General features: G+C 68.5%; 22 protein-coding genes. 13 read left to right on the top strand and 9 right to left on the bottom strand.

Annotated elements, in window-relative coordinates:
* Positions 1 to 109 precede the first annotated feature (109 nt).
* Complete coding sequence (locus WMF28_RS33755) at positions 110 to 1354, top strand: cytochrome P450 (protein ID WP_437597600.1); 1245 nt, start codon at positions 110 to 112, stop codon at positions 1352 to 1354.
* A 50-nt stretch (positions 1355 to 1404) separates the two neighbouring features.
* Here the strand turns inward: WMF28_RS33755 and WMF28_RS33750 are convergent, their stop codons facing one another.
* Together WMF28_RS33750 and WMF28_RS33745 are read right to left on the bottom strand one after the other, a co-directional pair.
* On the bottom strand, positions 1405 to 1812 hold the full coding sequence (locus tag WMF28_RS33750) for a hypothetical protein (RefSeq protein WP_437597599.1): 408 nt from the start codon (positions 1810 to 1812) through the stop codon (positions 1405 to 1407).
* Positions 1813 to 2058: 246 nt separating this feature from the next.
* Positions 2059 to 3063: a hypothetical protein gene (locus tag WMF28_RS33745; RefSeq protein WP_437597598.1), complete on the bottom strand. Its 1005-nt coding sequence runs from the start codon at positions 3061 to 3063 to the stop codon at positions 2059 to 2061.
* A gap of 841 nt (positions 3064 to 3904) precedes the next feature.
* On the opposite strand from WMF28_RS33745, the gene WMF28_RS33740 reads away from it, so the two are divergent.
* Complete coding sequence (locus tag WMF28_RS33740; protein ID WP_437597597.1) at positions 3905 to 4960, top strand: IS1 family transposase; 1056 nt, start codon at positions 3905 to 3907, stop codon at positions 4958 to 4960.
* A gap of 93 nt (positions 4961 to 5053) precedes the next feature.
* On the opposite strand, the gene WMF28_RS33735 is transcribed toward WMF28_RS33740, so the two are convergent.
* The 6 genes from WMF28_RS33735 to WMF28_RS33710 all read right to left on the bottom strand — a co-directional run bounded on the left by WMF28_RS33735 (position 5054) and on the right by WMF28_RS33710 (position 8234).
* The gene (locus WMF28_RS33735) at positions 5054 to 5548 is read right to left on the bottom strand and encodes a Panacea domain-containing protein (RefSeq protein WP_437597596.1); all 495 of its coding nucleotides are present in this window, start codon (positions 5546 to 5548) and stop codon (positions 5054 to 5056) included.
* A gap of 1 nt (position 5549) precedes the next feature.
* Complete coding sequence (locus WMF28_RS33730; protein ID WP_437597595.1) at positions 5550 to 6401, bottom strand: hypothetical protein; 852 nt, start codon at positions 6399 to 6401, stop codon at positions 5550 to 5552.
* A gap of 231 nt (positions 6402 to 6632) precedes the next feature.
* Positions 6633 to 6881 (bottom strand): hypothetical protein, encoded by a 249-nt coding sequence (locus tag WMF28_RS33725; protein WP_437597594.1) that lies wholly within the window; start codon positions 6879 to 6881, stop codon positions 6633 to 6635.
* Positions 6878 to 7438, bottom strand: coding sequence for an RNA polymerase sigma factor (locus WMF28_RS33720; RefSeq protein ID WP_437597592.1), 561 nt, complete (start codon positions 7436 to 7438; stop codon positions 6878 to 6880). Before WMF28_RS33720 ends, WMF28_RS33725 begins: the two co-directional genes overlap by 4 nt.
* Entirely contained in the window at positions 7435 to 7671 is a 237-nt protein-coding gene (locus tag WMF28_RS33715) for a transcriptional regulator (RefSeq protein WP_437597591.1), read from the bottom strand. Before WMF28_RS33715 ends, WMF28_RS33720 begins: the two co-directional genes overlap by 4 nt.
* A gap of 248 nt (positions 7672 to 7919) precedes the next feature.
* Positions 7920 to 8234 (bottom strand): hypothetical protein, encoded by a 315-nt coding sequence (locus WMF28_RS33710; RefSeq protein WP_437597590.1) that lies wholly within the window; start codon positions 8232 to 8234, stop codon positions 7920 to 7922.
* A 221-nt stretch (positions 8235 to 8455) separates the two neighbouring features.
* Here WMF28_RS33710 and WMF28_RS33705 point away from each other — a divergent pair, with 221 nt between their 5' ends.
* The 10 genes from WMF28_RS33705 to WMF28_RS33660 all read left to right on the top strand — a co-directional run bounded on the left by WMF28_RS33705 (position 8456) and on the right by WMF28_RS33660 (position 16865).
* Positions 8456 to 9685 (top strand): efflux RND transporter periplasmic adaptor subunit, encoded by a 1230-nt coding sequence (locus tag WMF28_RS33705; protein WP_437597588.1) that lies wholly within the window; start codon positions 8456 to 8458, stop codon positions 9683 to 9685.
* Positions 9682 to 10380, top strand: coding sequence for an ABC transporter ATP-binding protein (locus tag WMF28_RS33700; protein ID WP_437597587.1), 699 nt, complete (start codon positions 9682 to 9684; stop codon positions 10378 to 10380). The genes WMF28_RS33705 and WMF28_RS33700 overlap by 4 nt, the downstream gene beginning before the upstream one ends.
* Entirely contained in the window at positions 10377 to 11543 is a 1167-nt protein-coding gene (locus tag WMF28_RS33695; RefSeq protein WP_437597586.1) for an ABC transporter permease, read from the top strand. Before WMF28_RS33700 ends, WMF28_RS33695 begins: the two co-directional genes overlap by 4 nt.
* A gap of 54 nt (positions 11544 to 11597) precedes the next feature.
* Positions 11598 to 12764 (top strand): ABC transporter permease, encoded by a 1167-nt coding sequence (locus tag WMF28_RS33690; protein WP_437597584.1) that lies wholly within the window; start codon positions 11598 to 11600, stop codon positions 12762 to 12764.
* Positions 12765 to 12844: 80 nt separating this feature from the next.
* Complete coding sequence (locus WMF28_RS33685; RefSeq protein WP_437597582.1) at positions 12845 to 13732, top strand: putative glycoside hydrolase; 888 nt, start codon at positions 12845 to 12847, stop codon at positions 13730 to 13732.
* Between the two features lie 92 nt (positions 13733 to 13824).
* Positions 13825 to 15039 (top strand): cytochrome P450, encoded by a 1215-nt coding sequence (locus tag WMF28_RS33680; protein ID WP_437597580.1) that lies wholly within the window; start codon positions 13825 to 13827, stop codon positions 15037 to 15039.
* Positions 15040 to 15041: 2 nt separating this feature from the next.
* Positions 15042 to 15809, top strand: a complete 768-nt coding sequence (locus tag WMF28_RS33675) for a TetR/AcrR family transcriptional regulator (RefSeq protein ID WP_437597579.1) — start codon at positions 15042 to 15044, stop codon at positions 15807 to 15809.
* Complete coding sequence (locus WMF28_RS33670) at positions 15736 to 15933, top strand: ferredoxin (protein ID WP_437597578.1); 198 nt, start codon at positions 15736 to 15738, stop codon at positions 15931 to 15933. The genes WMF28_RS33675 and WMF28_RS33670 overlap by 74 nt, the downstream gene beginning before the upstream one ends.
* 48 nt (positions 15934 to 15981) lie before the next feature.
* Positions 15982 to 16425, top strand: a complete 444-nt coding sequence (locus WMF28_RS33665) for a helix-turn-helix transcriptional regulator (RefSeq protein ID WP_437597577.1) — start codon at positions 15982 to 15984, stop codon at positions 16423 to 16425.
* A gap of 53 nt (positions 16426 to 16478) precedes the next feature.
* Positions 16479 to 16865: a VOC family protein gene (locus tag WMF28_RS33660; protein ID WP_437597575.1), complete on the top strand. Its 387-nt coding sequence runs from the start codon at positions 16479 to 16481 to the stop codon at positions 16863 to 16865.
* 37 nt (positions 16866 to 16902) lie between these two features.
* On the opposite strand, the gene WMF28_RS33655 is transcribed toward WMF28_RS33660, so the two are convergent.
* Positions 16903 to 17784, bottom strand: a complete 882-nt coding sequence (locus tag WMF28_RS33655; protein WP_437597574.1) for an NAD-dependent epimerase/dehydratase family protein — start codon at positions 17782 to 17784, stop codon at positions 16903 to 16905.
* Positions 17785 to 17876: 92 nt separating this feature from the next.
* On the opposite strand from WMF28_RS33655, the gene WMF28_RS33650 reads away from it, so the two are divergent.
* A complete protein-coding gene (locus WMF28_RS33650; protein WP_437597573.1) occupies positions 17877 to 18809 on the top strand; it encodes an AraC family transcriptional regulator in 933 nt (310 codons plus the stop codon).
* Positions 18810 to 18841: the final 32 nt, after the last annotated feature.

Raw genomic sequence — 18841 nt, 5'->3', positions numbered from 1 at the left:
TCGGGGCCCACGCGGCATAACATCGACAGGCGTTCGCGGCCGGGGCTCCCTCCCGGCGCCGGGCGCTCGCGCCTCGCTCGCGCGAACTCGTCAGAACAGGAGACTTAGCATGACAACCCCTGACGACCTGAGCGCCGCCCTCGGCGCGCACAGCCTCATCGACCCCGGGCACCCGGCCGATCCCTATCCGTTCTACGCAGAGGCCCGCCGCGGCGCCCCCGTCTTCTTCAACGCGCCGGCGAACAGCTGGTTCGTCACGCGCGCGGAGGACATCATGACCGTCCTCCGCGACACGGAGCGCTTCTCCTCGAAATCCCTGATGAGCCCCAGGACCCCGCTGGCGCCCGAGGTCGTCGCCGTGCTCGGGGACCCCGAAGGGCGGCTGCCGACGCTGCTCACGACCGATCCGCCCGACCACACGCGGCTGCGCGGCCTCATCAACAAAGGCTTCTCCCCGCAGCGCGTCGCCGCGATGGAGCCGCAGCTCCGGGCGCTCGCCGACGAGCTGATCGACGGGTTCGCCGCCGAGGGCCGGGCGGATCTGATCCCGCGGTTCGCGTTCCCGTTCGCGGCGCTCGTGATCGGCGACATGCTCGGCATGCCACGCGCCGACATCGATCTGCTCAAGCGCTGGTCCGACGGCTGGATCAAGCTGGTCTGGAACGCCGAGCCCGTCCCGCAGCTGGTGGAGGCGGCGAAGGGGCTGCGCGCGTTCCAGCATTACTTCGCCGAGGTGATCGCGGAGCGCCGGCGGAGCCCGGGCGACGATCTGCTCTCGGCGCTGATCCGGGCGCATGAAGACGGCGAGGCGCAGCTCAGCGAGGAGGAGCTGATCGCCGTGCCCATGCAGCTGATCCTGGCCGGGCACGAGACGACGCTTTACCTGATCGGCAACGCGCTGGCGCTGCTCTTTGTGCACCCGGCGCACCTCGCCGCCGTGCGCGAGGACCCGGCGCAGCTCGGCCACGTCATCGAGGAGACGCTGCGGCTCGACTCGCCGCTCCTCTGGCTCGCGCGACAGACGACGACGGAGGTCGAGCTGGGCGGCGTGACGGTGCCGGCGCGCGCGACGGTCCAGCTCGCGATCTGCTCGGCCAACCACGAGGAGAGCGTGTTCGGCGAGCCGACGACCTTCAACCCCTGCCGGCCGAACGCCGATCGGCATTTCACCTTCGGCCGGGGCACCCATTTCTGCCTCGGCGCGCCGCTCGCGCGGCTGGAGGCCCGCGTCGCGCTGGAGCAGCTGCTCGCGCGCCTTCCGAACCTGCGCCTCGACCCGGATCATCCGCTGGAGCGAGCCCGGATCATCGGCTTCCGTGGCTACGAGCACCTGCACACGCTCTGGGATTTCTGAGGCGGTCACCCGCTGCGGGTGACCGCCGCTATCGGACTCCAGTGTGAGGGCTATGCCTGGCAGCAGAACGTCGATGGCGCGACCGGCAGCAGTTCGCCGACCGTCTTGCCGCCGCTCGGGACGCAGCCGCCGGGATCCACGGCGACGACCTCCGCCAATTTGCTGCCGAGGGCGACGCCGGGCGGCGTGACCCCGCAGAACGGCGCCATCGAGCTGATGAGCGTCGATGCGACCTGCTCGGCGCACGCGCCGTCGCTGTAGACCGAGGCCATGATCGTGCACGAAGCGCCTTGCGGCTCCCCGCAAGCGCACGGGGAGCAGCCGCGCGTGTCGTCGGCGCTGCCGTAGAAGACGTGTCTGTCCAGATAAGGGTCCGCGCACGTCACGTCACCTTCGTGGAAGATGCACGTCAGGAAGCCGCTGGGCGGCGGAGCTCCGGGCTGCTCCGGCGATGGCATGCAGGTGCTCCGGTCGCCCGGGCACTCCCAGCCGTCGGGCGCCGCGAAGGCAGTCGCGACGCTGCCGGCGGCCTCGTCGCACCATGCCGAGGCGTGCGCTGACCAGCCGAGAGGGAGCTGGCACGAGGCAGCCTCCGGTGGATCGCACAGGCAGGCCGCGCAGGCGAGCGGCTCCGGCGCCAGACAGATTCGTTTCGAAAAATATCATGATCAACGTCAAAAGGCTCCATGGTCATGCGAGCTCGTTCAGTACGTTGCCGTGACACCGAATCCGAACGCCGCGCCGGCCGGGGGTGACGACCAGGTGAGGGCCGCGGGGGTCTCGCTGGGGTCGTGCCGGCGTCGGAGCACGGCGTCCGCGACGAACCAGACAGCTTCGGCGTACCCGTACGCGGACCACCTGTCCGAGAAGGGCCACCTGCTTCCGAGCCGTGTGCCAGCACCGAGCAGCGGCTGGGCGGGGGGAACGACGTCCCACGGACCCTGAGGGACGAACCGGACGACGCCGCCTGTGACAACCCCGCAGGCGAACAGGTAGTGGCCGCGATGACAGGCCAGCGCAGCCGCCGTGAAGGCCCTCGTGCCGAGGGGCACCGCTTCCACCTCCTGCGCCAGAGCGACGAGCCCACGCCCCTCCACCGCGATCGACCAGTCAGACCGGCGAACGCCCAGGGACAGCATCATCCCGGCTGCGGCGCCCGGCGTGATTCCCAGGCCCAGCGTCACCCCGAGCCCCGCTTCGAGCCGGAGCGGCTTTGCCGGAGCCGGCGCTGCCTCCGGCCGCGGTCGCGCCGGTGGCAGCTCGGCCCGGCGGGGTGGCGCCGGTGCGTCGCGCCGCGCCTGCGTAGGCGGCGGCGCCGGCGCGGGCGGCGGGGGAGCCCGCTCCGGCGCGCCGAGGAGCTGCGCCGCGATCGCGAGGGCCACGCCGGAGAGCAGCTGCTCGCAGCCATTCCGGGTGCCGAACCCGTCGGCCCACTGGGTCTCGCCCTTGGGGTCGCGCAGCGCCAGCGAGGCCGCGAGCTCCGCACCATCCCACGCGAGGCCGACCGTGAGCGCCCATGGCGCGTCGTCCCGGAACGGGTCGTAGCCGAGCCTGCGCGTCACCTCCGTGCGCAGGAACGTCTCGTCGGGGCAGCCTTTGGCGCCGGGGCCTCGCATGATCTCGAGCCGCATCACGGCCTGAGGCGGAGCCGGCGCGGCGTGCGCCTCCGCGATCCAGAGCAGGCATAGGGTGATCCAGAGCAGGTCCATGGCCGCGGCGATGGCTGCGCGTGCCAGGCGCCTCGCGCCCCGAAGGCGTCCGACGACGGAGCGGGCCCGGCGCGTGCCGAGCCCGTATCTGACCCTGGGGCCGCTCATCGCGACGGCGCTCCTCTGCCCGCGGCAGCCGACCCGAGGGCGCCGCCCCTCCGGGCCAGCGTCCGTTTCAGGTTCGAGGTGGGCGGTGAGGGCGGCGGGAGTGCCGGCGGTACCGGCAGACTAGCCGGCGAAGCCCGGCTCTCGTACGCCGCGAGCAGGACCGCCAGGACCAGGTCGTCGACACAGGGCTCGGCGACCCCGAGGAGCCGAAGCGCGCGGGGGAGGACCTCGACTGCGGCAGCGTGAACGGAATTCCAGGTAGGAGCGCGGGAGGTGTCATCGGAGTGCGAAACGGGTGTGCTCATACCTAGAATTGCGGGGAGCTTTCCGGGTCCGTTTGTGAAACGCACCGCCCGGTGCACGGGACGAAGACGCTCCGGGTCGCCACGTGGGGTCGCCAGTGACTCGCTGAGCATCCCTCCGGCACCGGAAGCGGTCCTGGCCGGGTAGCTGTGCTTGCCCCTGGCACCGGAAACGGTCCTGGCCGGGTAGCTGAGCGGTAATGGTCAAAGTGCCTATCACATTGACCAATGGTAGGACACCAGATGTCCTAGCTGACCTTCGTCTCCGACAGCGAAGAATCGCAAAATGAGCTAAAATGAAGGCCTACCAAGCAAAAGCGCCATGCCCGGCTGGAACCCGAGCATGGCGCCAGAGCACCGAGCGGTAGGCCCGCCCGTCGCCCCACAACGCCGAGCATGGGCCATGCCGCCGAGAAAGGCAAGGCAAGGCCATGTCTCTGCTGTCGGCGGAGGCGCGCGTAAGCGTCGTCTCCCAGCTCGTAGAAGGATCATCCATCGCCTCCACGTGTAGGCTCACCGGGGTCAGCAAGCCGACCGTGCTTGCCCTGCTGCTCCGCATCGGAGCCGGATGCGAGCGGCTGCACAACAGGCTCGTTCGCAGTATCACATGTCATGTCGCACAATGTGATGAAATATGGTCATACGTGCAGAAAAAGCAATCTCGGGTGACGAACTCCGATCCCGCTGAGTACGGCGACGCATACACGTTCGTCGGCATGGCGAGCGCGTCGAAGCTCATCATCAGCTACCGCGTCGGGAAGCGCGATGAAGAGAACACCAACGCGTTCATCAAGGATCTGCGCGCTCGGCTGACCACGATACCGCAACTCTACACCGATGGATGGGCGCCCTACGTCGCTGCCGTTGGCGGCGCGTTCGCGCTCGCGGGCTCGGTCGACTACGCCCAGGTGGTCAAGCGCTACAACCGGAAGGCGCGGCGCGACGATGACCACCGCTACGAGCCGCCGCGCGAGCCGTTCATCACGAAAACGCCGGTGTTCGGCATACCTGATTTAGAGCATGCTTCTACGAGCTATATCGAACGCCAGAACTGGACCATCCGCATGCACATCCGCCGGTTCACTCGGTTGTGCAACGGTTTCTCGCGGAAGCTCGTGAACCACCGCGCCGCGGTCGCGCTCCACTTCGCCTGGTACAACCTGTGCCGGATCCACGAGTCGATCCGCTGCACGCCGGCCATGGAGGCGGGCATCGCGCGGCACGTCTGGTCGATCCCGGAGCTCGTCGAGGCTGCTATGGCGGAGCCAGAAACCGCGCCGCCGACCCCGCAGCCGCTCAAGCTCCGGGAGCCGCCGCCGGGAGCACCTACGACGCCTGCACGGGCGTTGCCGAACGGGAGGGGGTTCCTCCGGCTGGTCGGATCCGCGCCGGCTGCGCCTGTGGCGTTTCCGCTGCCCGATGGGCCGGAGCCGCCGCCAGCGCCAGGGCCACAAAGGATGGTACAGTTGAGTTTGTTCGACGATTGAGACGACCCGATTTCCGCAACGCGCCGCGTTATAGCACTCAACAAAGCTTGCGAAGCCCGCTCGCTCAAAGGCCCAATCAGTGGCCCAAATGGCTCACGACTCTCGCAACATCGGCTGCACCTTCTTATACCTAGCGGCCAGGTCGACCAGGTCCAATTTGGATCCTTTTGGCTGACTAACACAAGGGAACGTTGAGTACACAAGCTTGATGAAGTCGTCCCAGTTCTTCCCCTTGGTGGCTTCTATAACGAAGTCGATTATCTCCTTATCTTTGTCGGTGAGCGTTTCGTACTTCGGTTCACGCTTCGTATGAATAAGCTGCTTCTGTCCGCCGAAGAAGTTCACCGTGTCGACAACGACAAAATACTGAGGGTTCCCCTTGGCGACATTCCATACGTCCTCCACGTATGGCCCGTACCAATTGAAGTACCATTGCGTAGATGTCACCTGATGACCTCGCTTGATGGCAGAACGCCAATCAGTAAGGTAGACCATCTTTGTGACCCTTGCCTTCGAGAGCTCGCTTTGATGCGGATAGTGCCTGCACAGGTAAGCCACAACTTCGGCGAGACTGGCTGTCTGCGGCATACTAAAATCCTTCCTGTTGCGCGTAGCCAACATCAGGCTCGTATGCCTTGTATCGATTGATGAACTCTGCGATCCTGCGGGCTTCGCCGTCTGCGAGCTCTTTCCTGATCTCGTCCACCGGGAGGGACGGGCTCGTGCTCTCGAAGACAATGACGGCGACGCGCCTGATGTCGGCTATGTCGTCAATTGCAAATGCCGCATACGACCTGCTGCGCATTCGAATTGAACTGAGGCTAGCAGCAGGCATGCCGCATCTCTTGCCTTGCACCTTGCGGTACTCGGCTTCCTTGCGCTCTGGATCCGGAAGATCCATCTCGATCGCGGAGCCATCTGCCCAGGCGCGGGCAATTACTCCCTCTGTTGCTGGGTATAATTTTCGGCCACGCTCGGTGAATGTCGGATGCCGTGAGTACCGCGCAAACGTGACAAATACATTCACGCTTCTCATGTAGACGCTGACTCTTTCTTTGTCTGTCAGCCGAAGCGCGTTCGATAGGATCGATAGCTGGGTATCGAGCATGTCCGTGTAATTGGACCGAAGTTTCTCGACCGCATCGCCCATCTTTTCTCGCTCGTCCGCCACTCGCTCATCGAGCGTGGGCTCTCTGCGCAACGTCGAGATAAGCCCAGCGATGCCACCGAGCAGCAAGAAGCCGCACGCTGCCGTGACCAGTCGCCCATCCACATCTTCGATGAGCCACTTCTTCTTTTCGGCATCCATGTCCACGAATGCCAAAATTGTGCCAACGGCCGTCGGGCAGACGAAACTGCACAATGCGCCCCACTTGTCCAGAAGCCAGGCGCCCAGTTTAGCACATTGCGCCAGACGCACGTGAGACAACCACTCGAACATGTTCTTGGGCCAGCTCCGAATAGCGGGACGGTACAGGAGACGGTACCGGAGCCGCCAGACGGGGTCCACGAACAATGTGAGCCCGCTCGCTTCACTTGTGCTGACAATGTGAGGCGATGTGGTAGAGATCCTCTGAGGTCGGAGCGCGGCGAGTCGATCGGTAAGCTACCGGCGCCACCGCTTGAGCCGCAGCGCCAGCGCTTCGCGGGCGATCCTGAGCCGGGCGAGCGCCTACCTGTCGTGCCGCACGAAGAGCCGGTCGATGGCGTCGAGCACCTGGATCGCGCCGAGTGCCTGCTGGGCCGCTGCGCGCTCGGACTTGGTTCGGGCCTCGATGATGGCGTCGAGCACGGCGGCCCAGAGCTTGTCGCGGTTCCATGGGCGCACGCCGCGGAGGTCAGCCAGCGCGGGGACATCGCTGGCGATGAGGGAGAGGTCCTCGTCGCTCAGGACGCGCTTCTTGAAGTCGGGGCCGCTCATCGGCGCCACCTCCGAATCTTGAGGGCCAGCGCTTCCCGGGCGATGCGGAGCCGAGACGCTGCCGTGCTTGGGTTCATGCCGCGCCGCTTGGCGTACGCGACGAGGCTCTCCGGGTCGTCGACGGAGAGGAGCGCGTCGACCTGCCAGTCCGGGAGCTCGGTCAGCGCTTCCAGCACCTCACGCGCCTCGATCTGGGCGTGGAGGTCGATGCCGACGGGCTCGCGCAGCAAGCCGAGTGGCTGCGCATGAAGCACCGCACGCTGCACCCAGGCGCTGCCGAAGTAGTGCGACGCCTGTCTCCAGGCGATGCCGTGCAGCCACTTGCGGAGCGCCTTGCGCGGCTCATCTGTGGGGTCCGGCCGGTAGAGACCGCGCCGGATGGCGTTCCAGGCGCCGATGAGCACCTGCTGTTCCACGTCGCGGCGGTCCCGCTTCGGGATGCCGGCGAGCGTTGCCAATATGATGCCGCGCTCGGCAAGGATCGCGGTGATCGTCGGCTTCTTTCGGGGATGTCGTGCGGCAGGCTGGCTCGTCGCCCCCTTCCGCGGGCGCTTCACCCGCTCCTCCCGCAGCTTGGGCAGCGGTCAGCGGCGACCGGCCGGCCGAGCAGGCGATCGGTCGGCACGCCAGCGGCTCGCGCGGCCTTCGCGGCGAGCCCGTGCGTCGTGCTCGGGTGCGAGCCGTAGACGAAGTTCGTGATCGTCGTCTTCGGGACGGCCATCACGGCAGCCAGGCATGCCCAGCTGCCAAACAGCCCGCGCAGATTGCGCAGGGCGGCACGGAGGCGCATCGCCTCCACCTCGGTCAAGGACGTGGAACGGGGACGGCGGGGCGCGGGCGCACCTTCGCCTTGCCCACCGTCGGGGTGGATCAGGTACAGTTGCACTGTCGGACCTCGTTAGCGCGGGGTTCGGCCACGCAGCCCGGGGTGGTGAGACACCCGCGGGCTGCACTTGCTTACGGCCGAACCTACGAGCCCGATCCGAGGTCCGCTATCGCGAAATGCTCACTTTGACCAACAGACTGGCACCTTGACCATTACCAGCTGAGCTTGCCCCTGGCACCGGAAACGGTCCTGGCCGGGTAGCTGAGCTTGCCCCTGGCACCGGAAACGGTCGTGGCCGGATAACTGAGCTTGCCCCTGGCACCGGAAACGGTCCTGGCCGGATAGCTGAGCTTGCCCCTGGCATCGGAAACGGTCCTGGCCGGGTAGCTGAGCTTGCCCCTGGCATCGGAAACGGTCCTGGCCGGGTAGCTGAGCTTGCCCCTGGCATCGGAAACGGTCCTGGCCGGGAGCTGATCGACCCGGATCATCCGCTGGAGCGGGCCCGGATCATCGGCTTCCGTGGCCACGAACACCTCCTGACGCTCTTCTGAGGCGCGGGCACGCCGCCCGCGAGGTGCATTGTAGTCTGGACGGGCAGATTGCCACGGCGCCGGCACTGGGCGTGCGGCAAGCGCCGCTTCAGGCGCGGCGCGGCCGTACCGGCGCGTTTCAGGGGCGGCTGGCGCCGCGCGTCAGGAATTCACGCTAGAATATGAACGCCACGCCCGAAGCGTGTTAAGGAGGCGCCGTGTCCGACCAGCTCAGCTCGGATCTCGCCTCGCTCCGGATCCAGCGGGACGTCGATCCCGATCGGCGGAGCCCGCTCCGCACCGCCCTCATCGCCGTGCTCGCGCTCGCGGCGGTCGCCGGCGCCGCCGTGCTCGTCGCGCCGAGGGTGCAGAGCGCGATCTTCAAGACCGAGGTCGCCACCACCGAGATCGCGCTGGTCTCGCCCGCGCAGGCGTCGATCTCGGTGACGTCGACCGGGTATGTGGTCCCGCAGGTCGTGTCCCGGGTCGGGGCCAAGCTCCCGGGCCGCATCGCCCGGGTGTTCGTGAAGGAAGGCGACGTGGTGAAGGCGGGCGACCCGCTCGTGGACCTCGACGACGCCGACCAGAAGAGCCTCGTCGCCGCGGCCCAGGCCAAGGTCGCCGCCGCGCGGGCGCGCGCCGTCGCCTCCCGGGCGAGCATCGTCGAGGTGGAGCAGCAGGTCGCGCGGGAGCGGGCGCTGGTCGAGCGCCAGGTGACCGGCCGCGCCTCGATGGAGGACCTGACCGCGCGCGCGCACTCCCTCACGCAGTCGGCCGCGGCGGCCGAGGCCGAGGTCAAGGCCGCCGCGGCCGACGTCGAGAGCCTCCGGATCACGCTGGCCGACAGGAAGATCGTCGCGCCGATCAACGGCACGATCATGTCGAAGCCGCCGGAGATCGGGGAGGTCGTCGGCCTCGAGCTGCCGCACCTCGTCGAGATCGCCGATTTCACGTCGCTCGTCGTCGAGACCGATGTCCCGGAGACGCGCCTTTACCTCATCGAGCCCGGCAAGCCGTGCGAGGTCGTCCTCGACGCCTATCCCTCGAAGCGCCACCGGTGCACGACGGTCGAGATCGGCAAGCGGGTGAACCGCGCCAAGGCGACCATCCCGGTCAAGGTGAAGTTCGTCGGGGAGGCGAAGGAGGCGCTGCCGGAGATGAGCGCGCGGGTGAGCTTCCTCGCCGAGGCGCTGTCCGAAGAAGCGATGAAGGAGCCGCCGAAGCGGGTCGTCCCGGAGGCCGCGGTGATCGAGCGGGCCGGCGCCAAGGTGGTGTTCGTCGTCGACCAGGGCCAGGCGAAGATGGTGCCGATCAAGGTGGGCGGGCCGGCGCCGGGCGGGCTGGAGCTGCTCGACGGCCCGGCCCCGGGGACGCGCCTCGTGGTCAAGCCGCCGGCCGACCTCGAGGACGGCCAGAAGATCAAGGAGAAGGGAAAGGGGAGCGAATGACCGACGGGTATCGCGATGGAAAGCCGAAGGCCATTGTCGAGCTGCAGGGGGTCGGCAAGACCTATTTCCGCGACAAGGAGCCGATCGTGGTGCTCGACGACATCACGCTCGATATCCCGGAGGGGTCGTACGAGGCGCTGATGGGGCCCTCGGGCTCGGGCAAGTCGACGCTCCTGAACCTCATCGCCGGGCTCGATCGCCCCACGCGCGGCACCGCGCGCGTGGCGGGGCAGGAGCTCACGCGGATGAGCGACGGCGAGCTGGCGCGCTTCCGGTCGAAGACCATGGGCTTCATCTTCCAGGCCTACAACCTGATGCCCGTCCTCACCGCCGCCGAGAACGTCGAGCTGCCGCTCCTGCTCACGAGCCTCTCGGCCTCGGAGCGGCGGAAGCGCGCGCAGACGGCGCTGCGCGTGGTCGGGCTCGAGGAGCGGATGGGCCATTATCCGCGGCAGCTCTCCGGCGGCCAGGAGCAGCGGGTGGCGATCGCGCGGGCGATCGTGAACGACCCGACGATCATCGTGGCGGACGAGCCGACCGGCGATCTCGATCGCAAGAGCGCCGATGAGATCCTGATGCTCCTGGAGAAGCTCAACAAGGAGTTCAGGAAGACCATCCTGATGGTCACGCACGATCCTCAGGCGGCCGAGCGCGCGACGGTGACGCGCCGGCTCGACAAGGGGAACCTGTCATGAACCTCGTCTCCGTCGCCGCCAGGAACGTCCTCCGGAACAAGTTCAGGACGCTGCTGACCGTGATCGGCGCGGCGGTGGCGGTGCTCGCGTTCGTGCTCCTCCGGACGGTGTTGTCGGCGTGGAACGTCGCCGCCGACTACGCCGCGAAGGACCGGATCGCGACGAGGCACAAGATCTCGTTCATCCTGCCCTTGCCGAAGCGGTACATGGCCACGCTCCGCGAGGTCCCCGGCGTGACAGAGGGGACGTTCACGAGCTGGTTCGGCGGCAAGGACCCGCGCGACGCCAACAACTTCTTCGCCTCGATGGCGGTCGAATCGGCGACCTTCTTCAAGGTCTACGACGAGATGGTCGTCCCGCCCGGGGACATGGAGCGGTGGCAGGGAGATCGCAAGGGCGCCATCGTGGGCGACGTCCTCGCGACGCGGCTCGGCGCGAAGGTGGGCGACACGGTGACGCTGGAGGGGTCGATCTACCCCGGTCCGTGGCAGTTCAACGTCTCGGGGATCTACACGGCGTCGCGCAAGTCGATCGACAGGTCGCAGTTCATCTTCCATTACGACTACCTGAACGAGTCGATCCCCGAGCGGGACCGCGACCAGATCGGCTGGATGGCCGCCCGGATCGACGACCCCTCGCGGAGCGCGGAGATCAGCGCGGCGATCGACAAGATCTTCGACGAGAAGGACATCCAGACGGCGACGATGAGCGAGCGGGCGATGAACCTGTCGTTCATGGCGATGATGTCGGCCGTGCTGACGGCGCTCAACGCCGTGTCCATCATCATCCTTCTCATCATGATGATGATCCTCGGCAACACCATCGCGATGGGCGTCCGGGAGCGGTCGCGGGAGTACGGCGTGCTGCGCGCGCTCGGGTTCGAGCCGAAGCACGTGAGGATCTTCATCATCGGGGAGGCGGCGACCGTCGGGCTGCTCGCGGGGCTCGCCGGGCTCGCGATCGCCTATCCGATCATCGAGCTCGGGATGGGCCGGTGGCTGGAGGAGAACATGGGCGGCATGTTCCCTTACTTCCGGATCGAGCCCTCGACGATGGTGATGGCGGTGCTGCTCTCGATGGGGCTGTCGCTGATCGCGTCGCTCCTCCCGGCGTACAACGCCTCGAAGCTCTCGGTCACCGACGCGCTCCGGCGCGTGGCCTGAGCGAACCGACGTCGCAGCCTGTCCACGACCCCCTGAAAGCGGGAGAGAGCGCTCATGATCCCCGTCGCCTACAACGTTCGAAATCTGGTGGTGCGCAAGACGACGACCGTCGCGACGGCGGCGGGGCTCGGCCTCGTGGTGTTCGTGTTCGCCTCGGTGTTGATGCTCGCGAACAGCGTGGAGCGCACCCTCGGGCGCACCGCGCAGAGCGACGTCGCGCTCGTGATCCGGAAGGGATCGGACGTCGAGATGGCGAGCAGCGTCGAGGAGCAGCAAGTCGGCTTGATCCTCGCGAGCGCCGAGGTGGCGAAGCGGCAGGACGGCAAGCCGGACGGGGTGGGGGAGGTCGTGGCGGTCATCCTCCTCGACAAGCTCGGCACGGAGGGCGTCTCGAACGTCCAGGTGCGCGGCGTGACCGATGACGTGCTCGCGTTCCGCTCGCACGTGAAGATCATCCAGGGCCGGCCGGCGCAGCCGGGCACGGACGAGGTGATCGTGGGGCAGGCGATCCACGGCCGCTTCAGGGGTCTGTCGATGGGCGAGTCGTTCGAGCTCCGCAAGAACCGGCCGGTGAAGGTGGTCGGCGTGTTCTCCGACGGCGGCTCCTCGTCGGACTCCGAGGTCTGGGCCGATCTGCACACGGCGCGCTCGGCGTTCGGCCGGGAAGGGGGCGTGTCGTCGGTGCGCGCGCGGCTCGTCTCGGACAGCAAGTTCGACGCGTTCGAGGCGTCGATCGAGCAGAACCGGAGCCTCGGGCTCGAGGTGATGCGCGAGAGCGACTATTACGAGAAACAGTCCGAGGGGACGAGCATGTTCATCAAGGGGATCGGCGTGCTCATCGCGGTGTTCTTCTCGATCGGCGCGATGATCGGCGCGATGATCACGATGCACGCGTCGATCGCCAACCGGCAGCGCGAGATAGGCACGCTGCGGGCGCTCGGCTTCTCCCGGATGAGCATCCTCACGTCGTTCCTGATCGAGTCGATCCTCCTCGCGATGGTGGGCGGGGCGCTCGGCGTGCTCGCCGCGCTCGGGATGCGGTTCGTGCGCTTCTCGACCATCAATTTCGCGAGCTTCTCCGAGATCGTGTTCACGTTCGAGCCGACGCCGGGGATCCTGATCGCGTCGGTGCTTGTCGCCGTGGCGATGGGCGTGCTCGGCGGCTTTTTCCCGGCCTTACGCGCGGCGCGGATCAGCCCGATCCAGGCGATGCGGGGATAGCTCGGGCGTGACCCGGGCGTCGGGGTCGTGCACCTGGGGGTGGCCGGCGGCGTGCTCTATGTTCGCCCGGGGGGAACGGCATGCCCACGGTCATCAAGGCGATTTACGTGAACTTCGCGGCGGGGAGGAACGCGGACCGGATGGAGCGGCTCTCCTCCCTGGTCCAGCGGACGGAGCTGAACTCCCTGGTCATCGATATCCGGTCGAACGGAGGAGCGCTCCTCCTGGAGAGCGATGAGGCCACGAGGGCCCGGCTGGAGGCCCTTCGCCACGCCGGCATTTACCTCATCGCCCGGCTCGTCGCGTTCAAGGGCGGTCCACGGGGCTGGTACGATCCCGGCTCGGAGGAGCGATGGCGAGAGATCGCGGAGATCTCGCTCCGGGCGTTCGACGCGGGCTTCGACGAGGTGAACTACGATTACGTGCGCTACGGCGCGGCGCGCGAGCCGCGCTCGCGGACTCCGATCCACGAGAGGACGCCGACGATACGGGCGTTCTTCGAGTTCCTTCGCGCGGAGGTCGGCGACGCGGCGTCCCGCCCGATCTCGGCGGACCTGTTCGGGATCACGCTCCTCGGGCCGCAGGACGGCATCGGACAGCGGCTCGAGGATGCGGTGGAGCTCTTCGATTACGTGATGCCGATGCCGTACCCATCGCACTGGGGCCCCGGCAGCTTCGGGCTCGCGAACCCTGCCCATCACCCGTACGAGACCCTCCACGCGTCGCTCTCCGCCGGCTGGCGCCGGGTCGCCGATCTGCCGGGGCGGATCGCGCTGCTGCGCAGCTGGGTGCAGGCCTTCGATCTGGACAGCTCGCGTCCGATGCGGCGTTACAAGTACACCCCGTGGCACATCCGGGAGCAGATCCGGGCGATCGACGACGCCGGCTGTGCCGGCTACGCGGCGTGGAACCCCCGCAGCGACTACGAGGAGAGCGCGTTCCTTCCGGCGCAACCCGACCCGGGTTAAGGCGGCGCCGGCCAACCCGGGTCGGGCCGCGCCAGATTTGAGTCGCTTGACTTCATAAGTCGATCGACTTAAATCGCCGCGAGGAGGTCTTGATGAGCGCCGACGTCCCCGAGCAGGTCATGGACTATCCGTTCCGCGCCTCTGGAGCGCTGGAGCCCCCCGAGGAGTGGGCGCGGTTGCGCCAGGGGTGTCCAGTCGCCCACGTCCGCCTGCCGAGCGGTGACGGGGCGGTGCTGCTCACCCGCCACGGCGACGTCCGGCAGGTGCTCTCGGACCCGCGGTTCACCCGCAACCTCTCCGCGGAAGGCGCGGCCAGGACCACGGCCAACGAGTCGGGCGGCGTCTTCGAGAACGAGACGGCGGCGGCGCTGACCGCCGGTGACCGGCACCCGATGTGGCGGCGCATGGTCATGAGGTCGTTCACCGTCAAGCACATCTCGGCCATGCAGCGGCGGATCGAGGCGATGGCCGAGCAGCTCGTGGACGACATGACGCGCCAGGGCTGCCCGGCCGATCTCATGAGCTCCCTCGGCTTCCCCTTGCCGGTATGGGTGATCTGCGAGCTGCTCGGGGTCCCCGGGGTCGACCGCGACAAGCTCGCCTACTGGTCCAGTACGATGCTCAGCATGACGCAGTATTCCCAGAAGGAGATCGACGAGGCGCAGGCCGAGTTCACGGGGTACCTCACGGCGCACCTCACCGAGAAGCGGGCGAGCCCAGGGGACGACCTGCTGAGCGAGCTCATCGCGGCCGTGGACGAGGGGCAGAAGCTCTCCGAGCAGGAGCTCGTGCTCACGGCGCAGGGCATCCTGGTGGCCGGACACGAGACCACCGCGAACATGATCGGAAAGATGATGGCGATGCTGCTCTCGGACCGGCGGCGCTGGGAGCAGCTGCTCGCGGATCCGTCGCTCGTTCGCACGGCCGTGGAGGAGGCGCTGCGCTTCGACGCCAATGCCGGCTTCGGGCTGCCGCGGTTCATCACGGAGGACGTCGAGCTCGGGGGCCAGACGCTGCCGCGCGGCACGACGGTCGTCTGCAGCATGGGCGCGGCGAACCGCGACGAGCAATCGTTCGAGCGCGCCGGTGACATGGATCTGGCCCGCTCCCCGAACACGCACCTCGCCTTCGGCGCGGGGCCGCATTCGTGCGTGGGGCAGGCGCTCGCGCGCACCGAGCTGCAGACCGTGCTGAGCGTGCTCCTGCGCCGGCTCCCCACGCTCGATCTCGCCGTCCCGACCGAGGCGTTGGCCCGCCGCGAAGGGCTCCTCGTCGGCGGCCTCACGCGCGTGCCGGTACGCTGGTGACCATGGCCGGCGCGAGGGTCAGGCAAGCGCACGGGAACGAGACACGCGAGCTCATCGTCACCACCGCCGAGCGGCTCTTCGCCGAGCAGGGGGTGGCGGCGGTCTCGAACCGTCAGGTGAGCGAGGCGGCAGGACAGGCGAACAACTTCGCGGTCGGCTACCACTTCGGCGCCAAGGCCGATCTCGTGCTCGCCGTCGTGCGCCGGCATGCCTCATCCATCGAGGGACGGCGCGCAGAGATGCTGGCGGCCCTCGAGGGCTCGTCCGAGCTGCGCGACTGGATCGGCTGTCTGGTGCGGCCGCTCACCGATCACCTCGCCTCGCTGGGCAGCCCGAGCTGGTATGCGCGTTTCATCGCCCAGGCGACGACCGACCCGGCCTTCCGCCGGATCGTGATCGACGAGACGGTCGCCTCGGCGTCGATGCAGGAGACCCTCGAGGGGCTGACGCGGCTCATGCCGGTTCTCCCCGAGGAAGTGCGAGAGGAGCGCGGCGACATGAGCCGGCAGCTCATCGTGCACGTGTGCGCCGAGCGCGAGCGCGCGCTGCAAGCGGGCACCGCCACGCCCCGGGCGACGTGGGACGCCGCCGCCGTCGGGCTGGTGGACGCCCTGGTCGGGCTGTGGCGGGCCCCCTTCACCCCTCATGACGTGACACACGGAGCCGGAGCGACAAACCAGGGAAGGGAGGACTCCAATGCGCGTGATCGTGGACCCTGCGAAATGCTGCGGGGCAGGCCAGTGCGTGATGCTCGCACCGAAGGTGTTTGAGCAGCAGGACGACGGCATCGTGGTCCTGCTCGACGAGGCGCCCCCGAAGGCGCTCCACACGGCCGTCCGCGAGGCGGCGAGCGTGTGCCCCGGCGCCGCGATAAGGGTGGATGAGGGCGGCTGAAGGGGCGCTTGTGTCCGCCGCTGCTGCAGCCTATCGTGGGCGTGGGCGATGCTGCTGGGACACGACGCACTGAGGAGCCTCTGCCGGGCGCGCGACCTGCTCTCCGAGGTGCACGACGCGAAGCTGTCGATCGAGGACGTGGCGCGGGAGGCGGCGATCTCTCCTTATCACTTCATCCGGCAGTTCGAGGCGGTGTTCGGCGTGACACCGCACCAGTATCGCATCCGGCAGCGCCTCGAGCTGGCCAAGCAGCTCCTCGCGGCCGGACGGCACTCGGTGACCGACGTGTGCATGGAGGTGGGATTCTCCAGCCTCGGCAGCTTCAGCGCTCTGTTCGCGCAGCGGATCGGTGTGCCGCCTTCGGTCTACGGGCGGCGGCTGCGCGCGATGGTCCAGGTGCCGGGCACCCTCCCGTGGGAGCTCGTCCCGGGGTGTCTCAGCCTGATGGGACGGCTGCCGCCGGACGCCTTTCGCAGTTTTCGAGAAGCGTGAGCCGGGCGGTCCTGGCAGAGTCGGCCAGACCCATCCGCTCAGCGAGGCGAACGATGAAGATCAAGCTCAACAGCATCATGGTCGAGGACCAGGACCGAGCGCTGAAGTTCTACACGGAGGTGCTCGGCTTCAAGAAGAAGCACGACCTTCCCGTCGGCGAGTACCGGTGGATCACCGTGGTCTCGCCGGAGGGGCCCGACGACGTCGAGCTCGTGCTGGAGCCGAACGCCAACCCGGCGGCGAAGACGTTCCAGCAGGCGATGTTCGCGCAGGGCATCCCGCTCACCGCGTTCGAGGTGACGGACCTCCGGGCCGAGTTCGCGCGCCTGAAGGAGCACCAGGTCGCGTTCACCCAGGAGCCCACCCCGATGGGCCCGGTCATGGTGGCTGTGCTCTCGGACACCTGCGGGAACCTGATCCAGCTCTACCAGCCGCTCTAGTGGCCAGCGCCCAGGCGCCGCTTCCCTGGAGCGCGGTTCATGGGGGTCCGTATCCCTGCGAGGGGTTGCGCAGCGCCCCACAGATCCCTCCGAGCGCCTCTCCAACCCTCGGCGTCCAGCCGAGGCCGCGCAACCTTGTCGCATCGAGCGCGGCATCCATGGCCAGGAAGCTCGCCAGGGGCCCGTGCGCGGCCTGGGCCTCGGCGAGGCTCCACGAGCGCACGGGCACCTCGGCGACCTCGCCGATCGCCGAGAAGAGGGTCGCCATGGGCACAGGCGACGCGTCGGCGGCGTGGAACACGCCCGTCGCGTCCGACTCCAGCAGCATCGCGTAGGCCACCGCCAGATCCCGCACGTGGACGGTCGACCAGCGGTTTGCGCCGTCGTCGATGTAGCGCGCCACCCCCGCTGCGCGGGCGGTTTGCACAAGGCGCGCCACCGGACCTGCGCCGTCGCCGTAGACCATGGGCGGCCGCACGACCACACCCCGGGCGCCCTTCGCGCCGAGCACGCGCGACTCGGCCGCCACAAGCCACTCGAGCGGCCCACCGGGGTTGACCGTCTCGTCCTCCGATACGGGCACCCGTGACGACCGGGCCATCGGCGCCCCGGTGGTCGTGATGAAGACGCCGCCGCTCATGGCCGAGAGCATCGCGGTGACCGCCGCCGCGTCCGTGGCCGCGCGATCCTCTCCCGTCGTGGCCGCGGTGTGCACCACGCCGTCGCCGGCCGCCGCCTCGCGCGCAAGCACGTCCAGCGGATAGAGATCGCCCCGGACCGGCGCCGCTCCGCAGGCGCGCACCCTCGCTTCCGACGCGTCGCTGCGTGCGAGCCCGCGCACGCGGTGGCCGCGAGTGACCAGGGCGCGGGCGACCGCCGCGCCGATGAATCCGCTCGCACCGGTGATGAAGATGTCCATGTCCGGCTCCTTGTGGGTTGGTGGTCGGAGCCTGGCGGACGCCCGACCGGTCCTCCATGTGATAGCGTCCACCTCCCTTTTGCGATCGTCCAATGCCCGATGTCCTCACCTCGCTGCTCCGCCACGTGCGCATCGAGACCAGCCTCTTCGGCCAACTCGAGCTCGGCGCCCCCTGGGGGGCCCGCGTCGGCCCGCGAGAGCTCGTCTTGCTCCACCACCTCCTCGAAGGCGAGATGTGGCTGGAGCTCGATGGCCGGGAGATTCATGTGGATCGGGGAGACCTGCTGCTCTTGCCGCACGGCGCTCCCCACTGCCTCCGGCACCGACCCGGGGCTCCGGTCGCCGACGAAGGACGCTGGCTCTCGCCTCCTGCGCCGGGGGCACAGACGGTGCAACACCGGCTGGGCGGTGACGGCCCGAGGACGGTGGTGCTCTGCGCTGCCATGAGCCTCGCCGGCGCCGGACGGTCGCTGCTGCTCCGCGCGCTGCCCTCGGTGGTGCTCCTCGACGGCGGCGCGGGCGAGCCGGTGCCCGGCCTCGGCCGGCTCCTGGACGGCATCCGCGACGAGGTGCACAGTCGGCGGCCGGGCGCGCCGGTCATGGCCGCTCGTTTTGCGGAGCTGCTCCTGCTGCAGGCGATCCGCGCGGAGCTCGAGCGGCCCGCGCCTCGTGGCTCCTTTCGCGCCGCCCTCGCCGACGAGCGCGTTGCCCGCGCCCTGGACGCGCTCTACCAGGCCCCGGAGCGCACGTGGACCGTGGCCTCCCTCGCGCGGCAAGCAGGCATGAGCCGCTCGGGCTTCGCTCACGCCTTTCGTGAGCAGGTGGGGGAGAGTCCTCTCCGGCACCTGATGCGCTGGCGCATAGAGCTGGCGAAGGAGAAGCTGCGAGAGCGTCCCGAGCTCGCCATCGCCGAGCTGGCGTCGTCGGTGGGCTACCAAGACCAGGCCGCCTTCAGCGTCGCGTTTCGCCGGGAAGTCGGGGTTCCGCCGGGCGCCTACCGCTCACCGCGTCGGCGGATCTCGTGACGGCATTGTTCTGATCCTCAATACAATGTTAC

Origin of the sequence: Sorangium sp. So ce590, from assembly GCF_051521365.1 — a bacterium.
GTDB lineage: Bacteria > Myxococcota_A > Polyangia > Polyangiales > Polyangiaceae > Sorangium.
This window is presented reverse-complemented; position numbering and strand designations above follow the sequence as displayed.

Coding starts and splice junctions, on each gene's coding strand:
- WMF28_RS33755 (WP_437597600.1), top strand. CDS start 110: ATGACAACCCCTGACGACCTGAGCGCCGCCCTCGGCGCGCACAGCCTC.
- WMF28_RS33750 (WP_437597599.1), bottom strand. CDS start 1,812: ATGCCATCGCCGGAGCAGCCCGGAGCTCCGCCGCCCAGCGGCTTCCTG.
- WMF28_RS33745 (WP_437597598.1), bottom strand. CDS start 3,063: ATGGACCTGCTCTGGATCACCCTATGCCTGCTCTGGATCGCGGAGGCG.
- WMF28_RS33740 (WP_437597597.1), top strand. CDS start 3,905: ATGTCTCTGCTGTCGGCGGAGGCGCGCGTAAGCGTCGTCTCCCAGCTC.
- WMF28_RS33735 (WP_437597596.1), bottom strand. CDS start 5,548: ATGCCGCAGACAGCCAGTCTCGCCGAAGTTGTGGCTTACCTGTGCAGG.
- WMF28_RS33730 (WP_437597595.1), bottom strand. CDS start 6,401: ATGTTCGAGTGGTTGTCTCACGTGCGTCTGGCGCAATGTGCTAAACTG.
- WMF28_RS33725 (WP_437597594.1), bottom strand. CDS start 6,881: ATGAGCGGCCCCGACTTCAAGAAGCGCGTCCTGAGCGACGAGGACCTC.
- WMF28_RS33715 (WP_437597591.1), bottom strand. CDS start 7,671: ATGCGCCTCCGTGCCGCCCTGCGCAATCTGCGCGGGCTGTTTGGCAGC.
- WMF28_RS33700 (WP_437597587.1), top strand. CDS start 9,682: ATGACCGACGGGTATCGCGATGGAAAGCCGAAGGCCATTGTCGAGCTG.
- WMF28_RS33695 (WP_437597586.1), top strand. CDS start 10,377: ATGAACCTCGTCTCCGTCGCCGCCAGGAACGTCCTCCGGAACAAGTTC.
- WMF28_RS33690 (WP_437597584.1), top strand. CDS start 11,598: ATGATCCCCGTCGCCTACAACGTTCGAAATCTGGTGGTGCGCAAGACG.
- WMF28_RS33685 (WP_437597582.1), top strand. CDS start 12,845: ATGCCCACGGTCATCAAGGCGATTTACGTGAACTTCGCGGCGGGGAGG.
- WMF28_RS33680 (WP_437597580.1), top strand. CDS start 13,825: ATGAGCGCCGACGTCCCCGAGCAGGTCATGGACTATCCGTTCCGCGCC.
- WMF28_RS33675 (WP_437597579.1), top strand. CDS start 15,042: ATGGCCGGCGCGAGGGTCAGGCAAGCGCACGGGAACGAGACACGCGAG.
- WMF28_RS33670 (WP_437597578.1), top strand. CDS start 15,736: ATGCGCGTGATCGTGGACCCTGCGAAATGCTGCGGGGCAGGCCAGTGC.
- WMF28_RS33665 (WP_437597577.1), top strand. CDS start 15,982: ATGCTGCTGGGACACGACGCACTGAGGAGCCTCTGCCGGGCGCGCGAC.
- WMF28_RS33660 (WP_437597575.1), top strand. CDS start 16,479: ATGAAGATCAAGCTCAACAGCATCATGGTCGAGGACCAGGACCGAGCG.
- WMF28_RS33655 (WP_437597574.1), bottom strand. CDS start 17,784: ATGGACATCTTCATCACCGGTGCGAGCGGATTCATCGGCGCGGCGGTC.
- WMF28_RS33650 (WP_437597573.1), top strand. CDS start 17,877: ATGCCCGATGTCCTCACCTCGCTGCTCCGCCACGTGCGCATCGAGACC.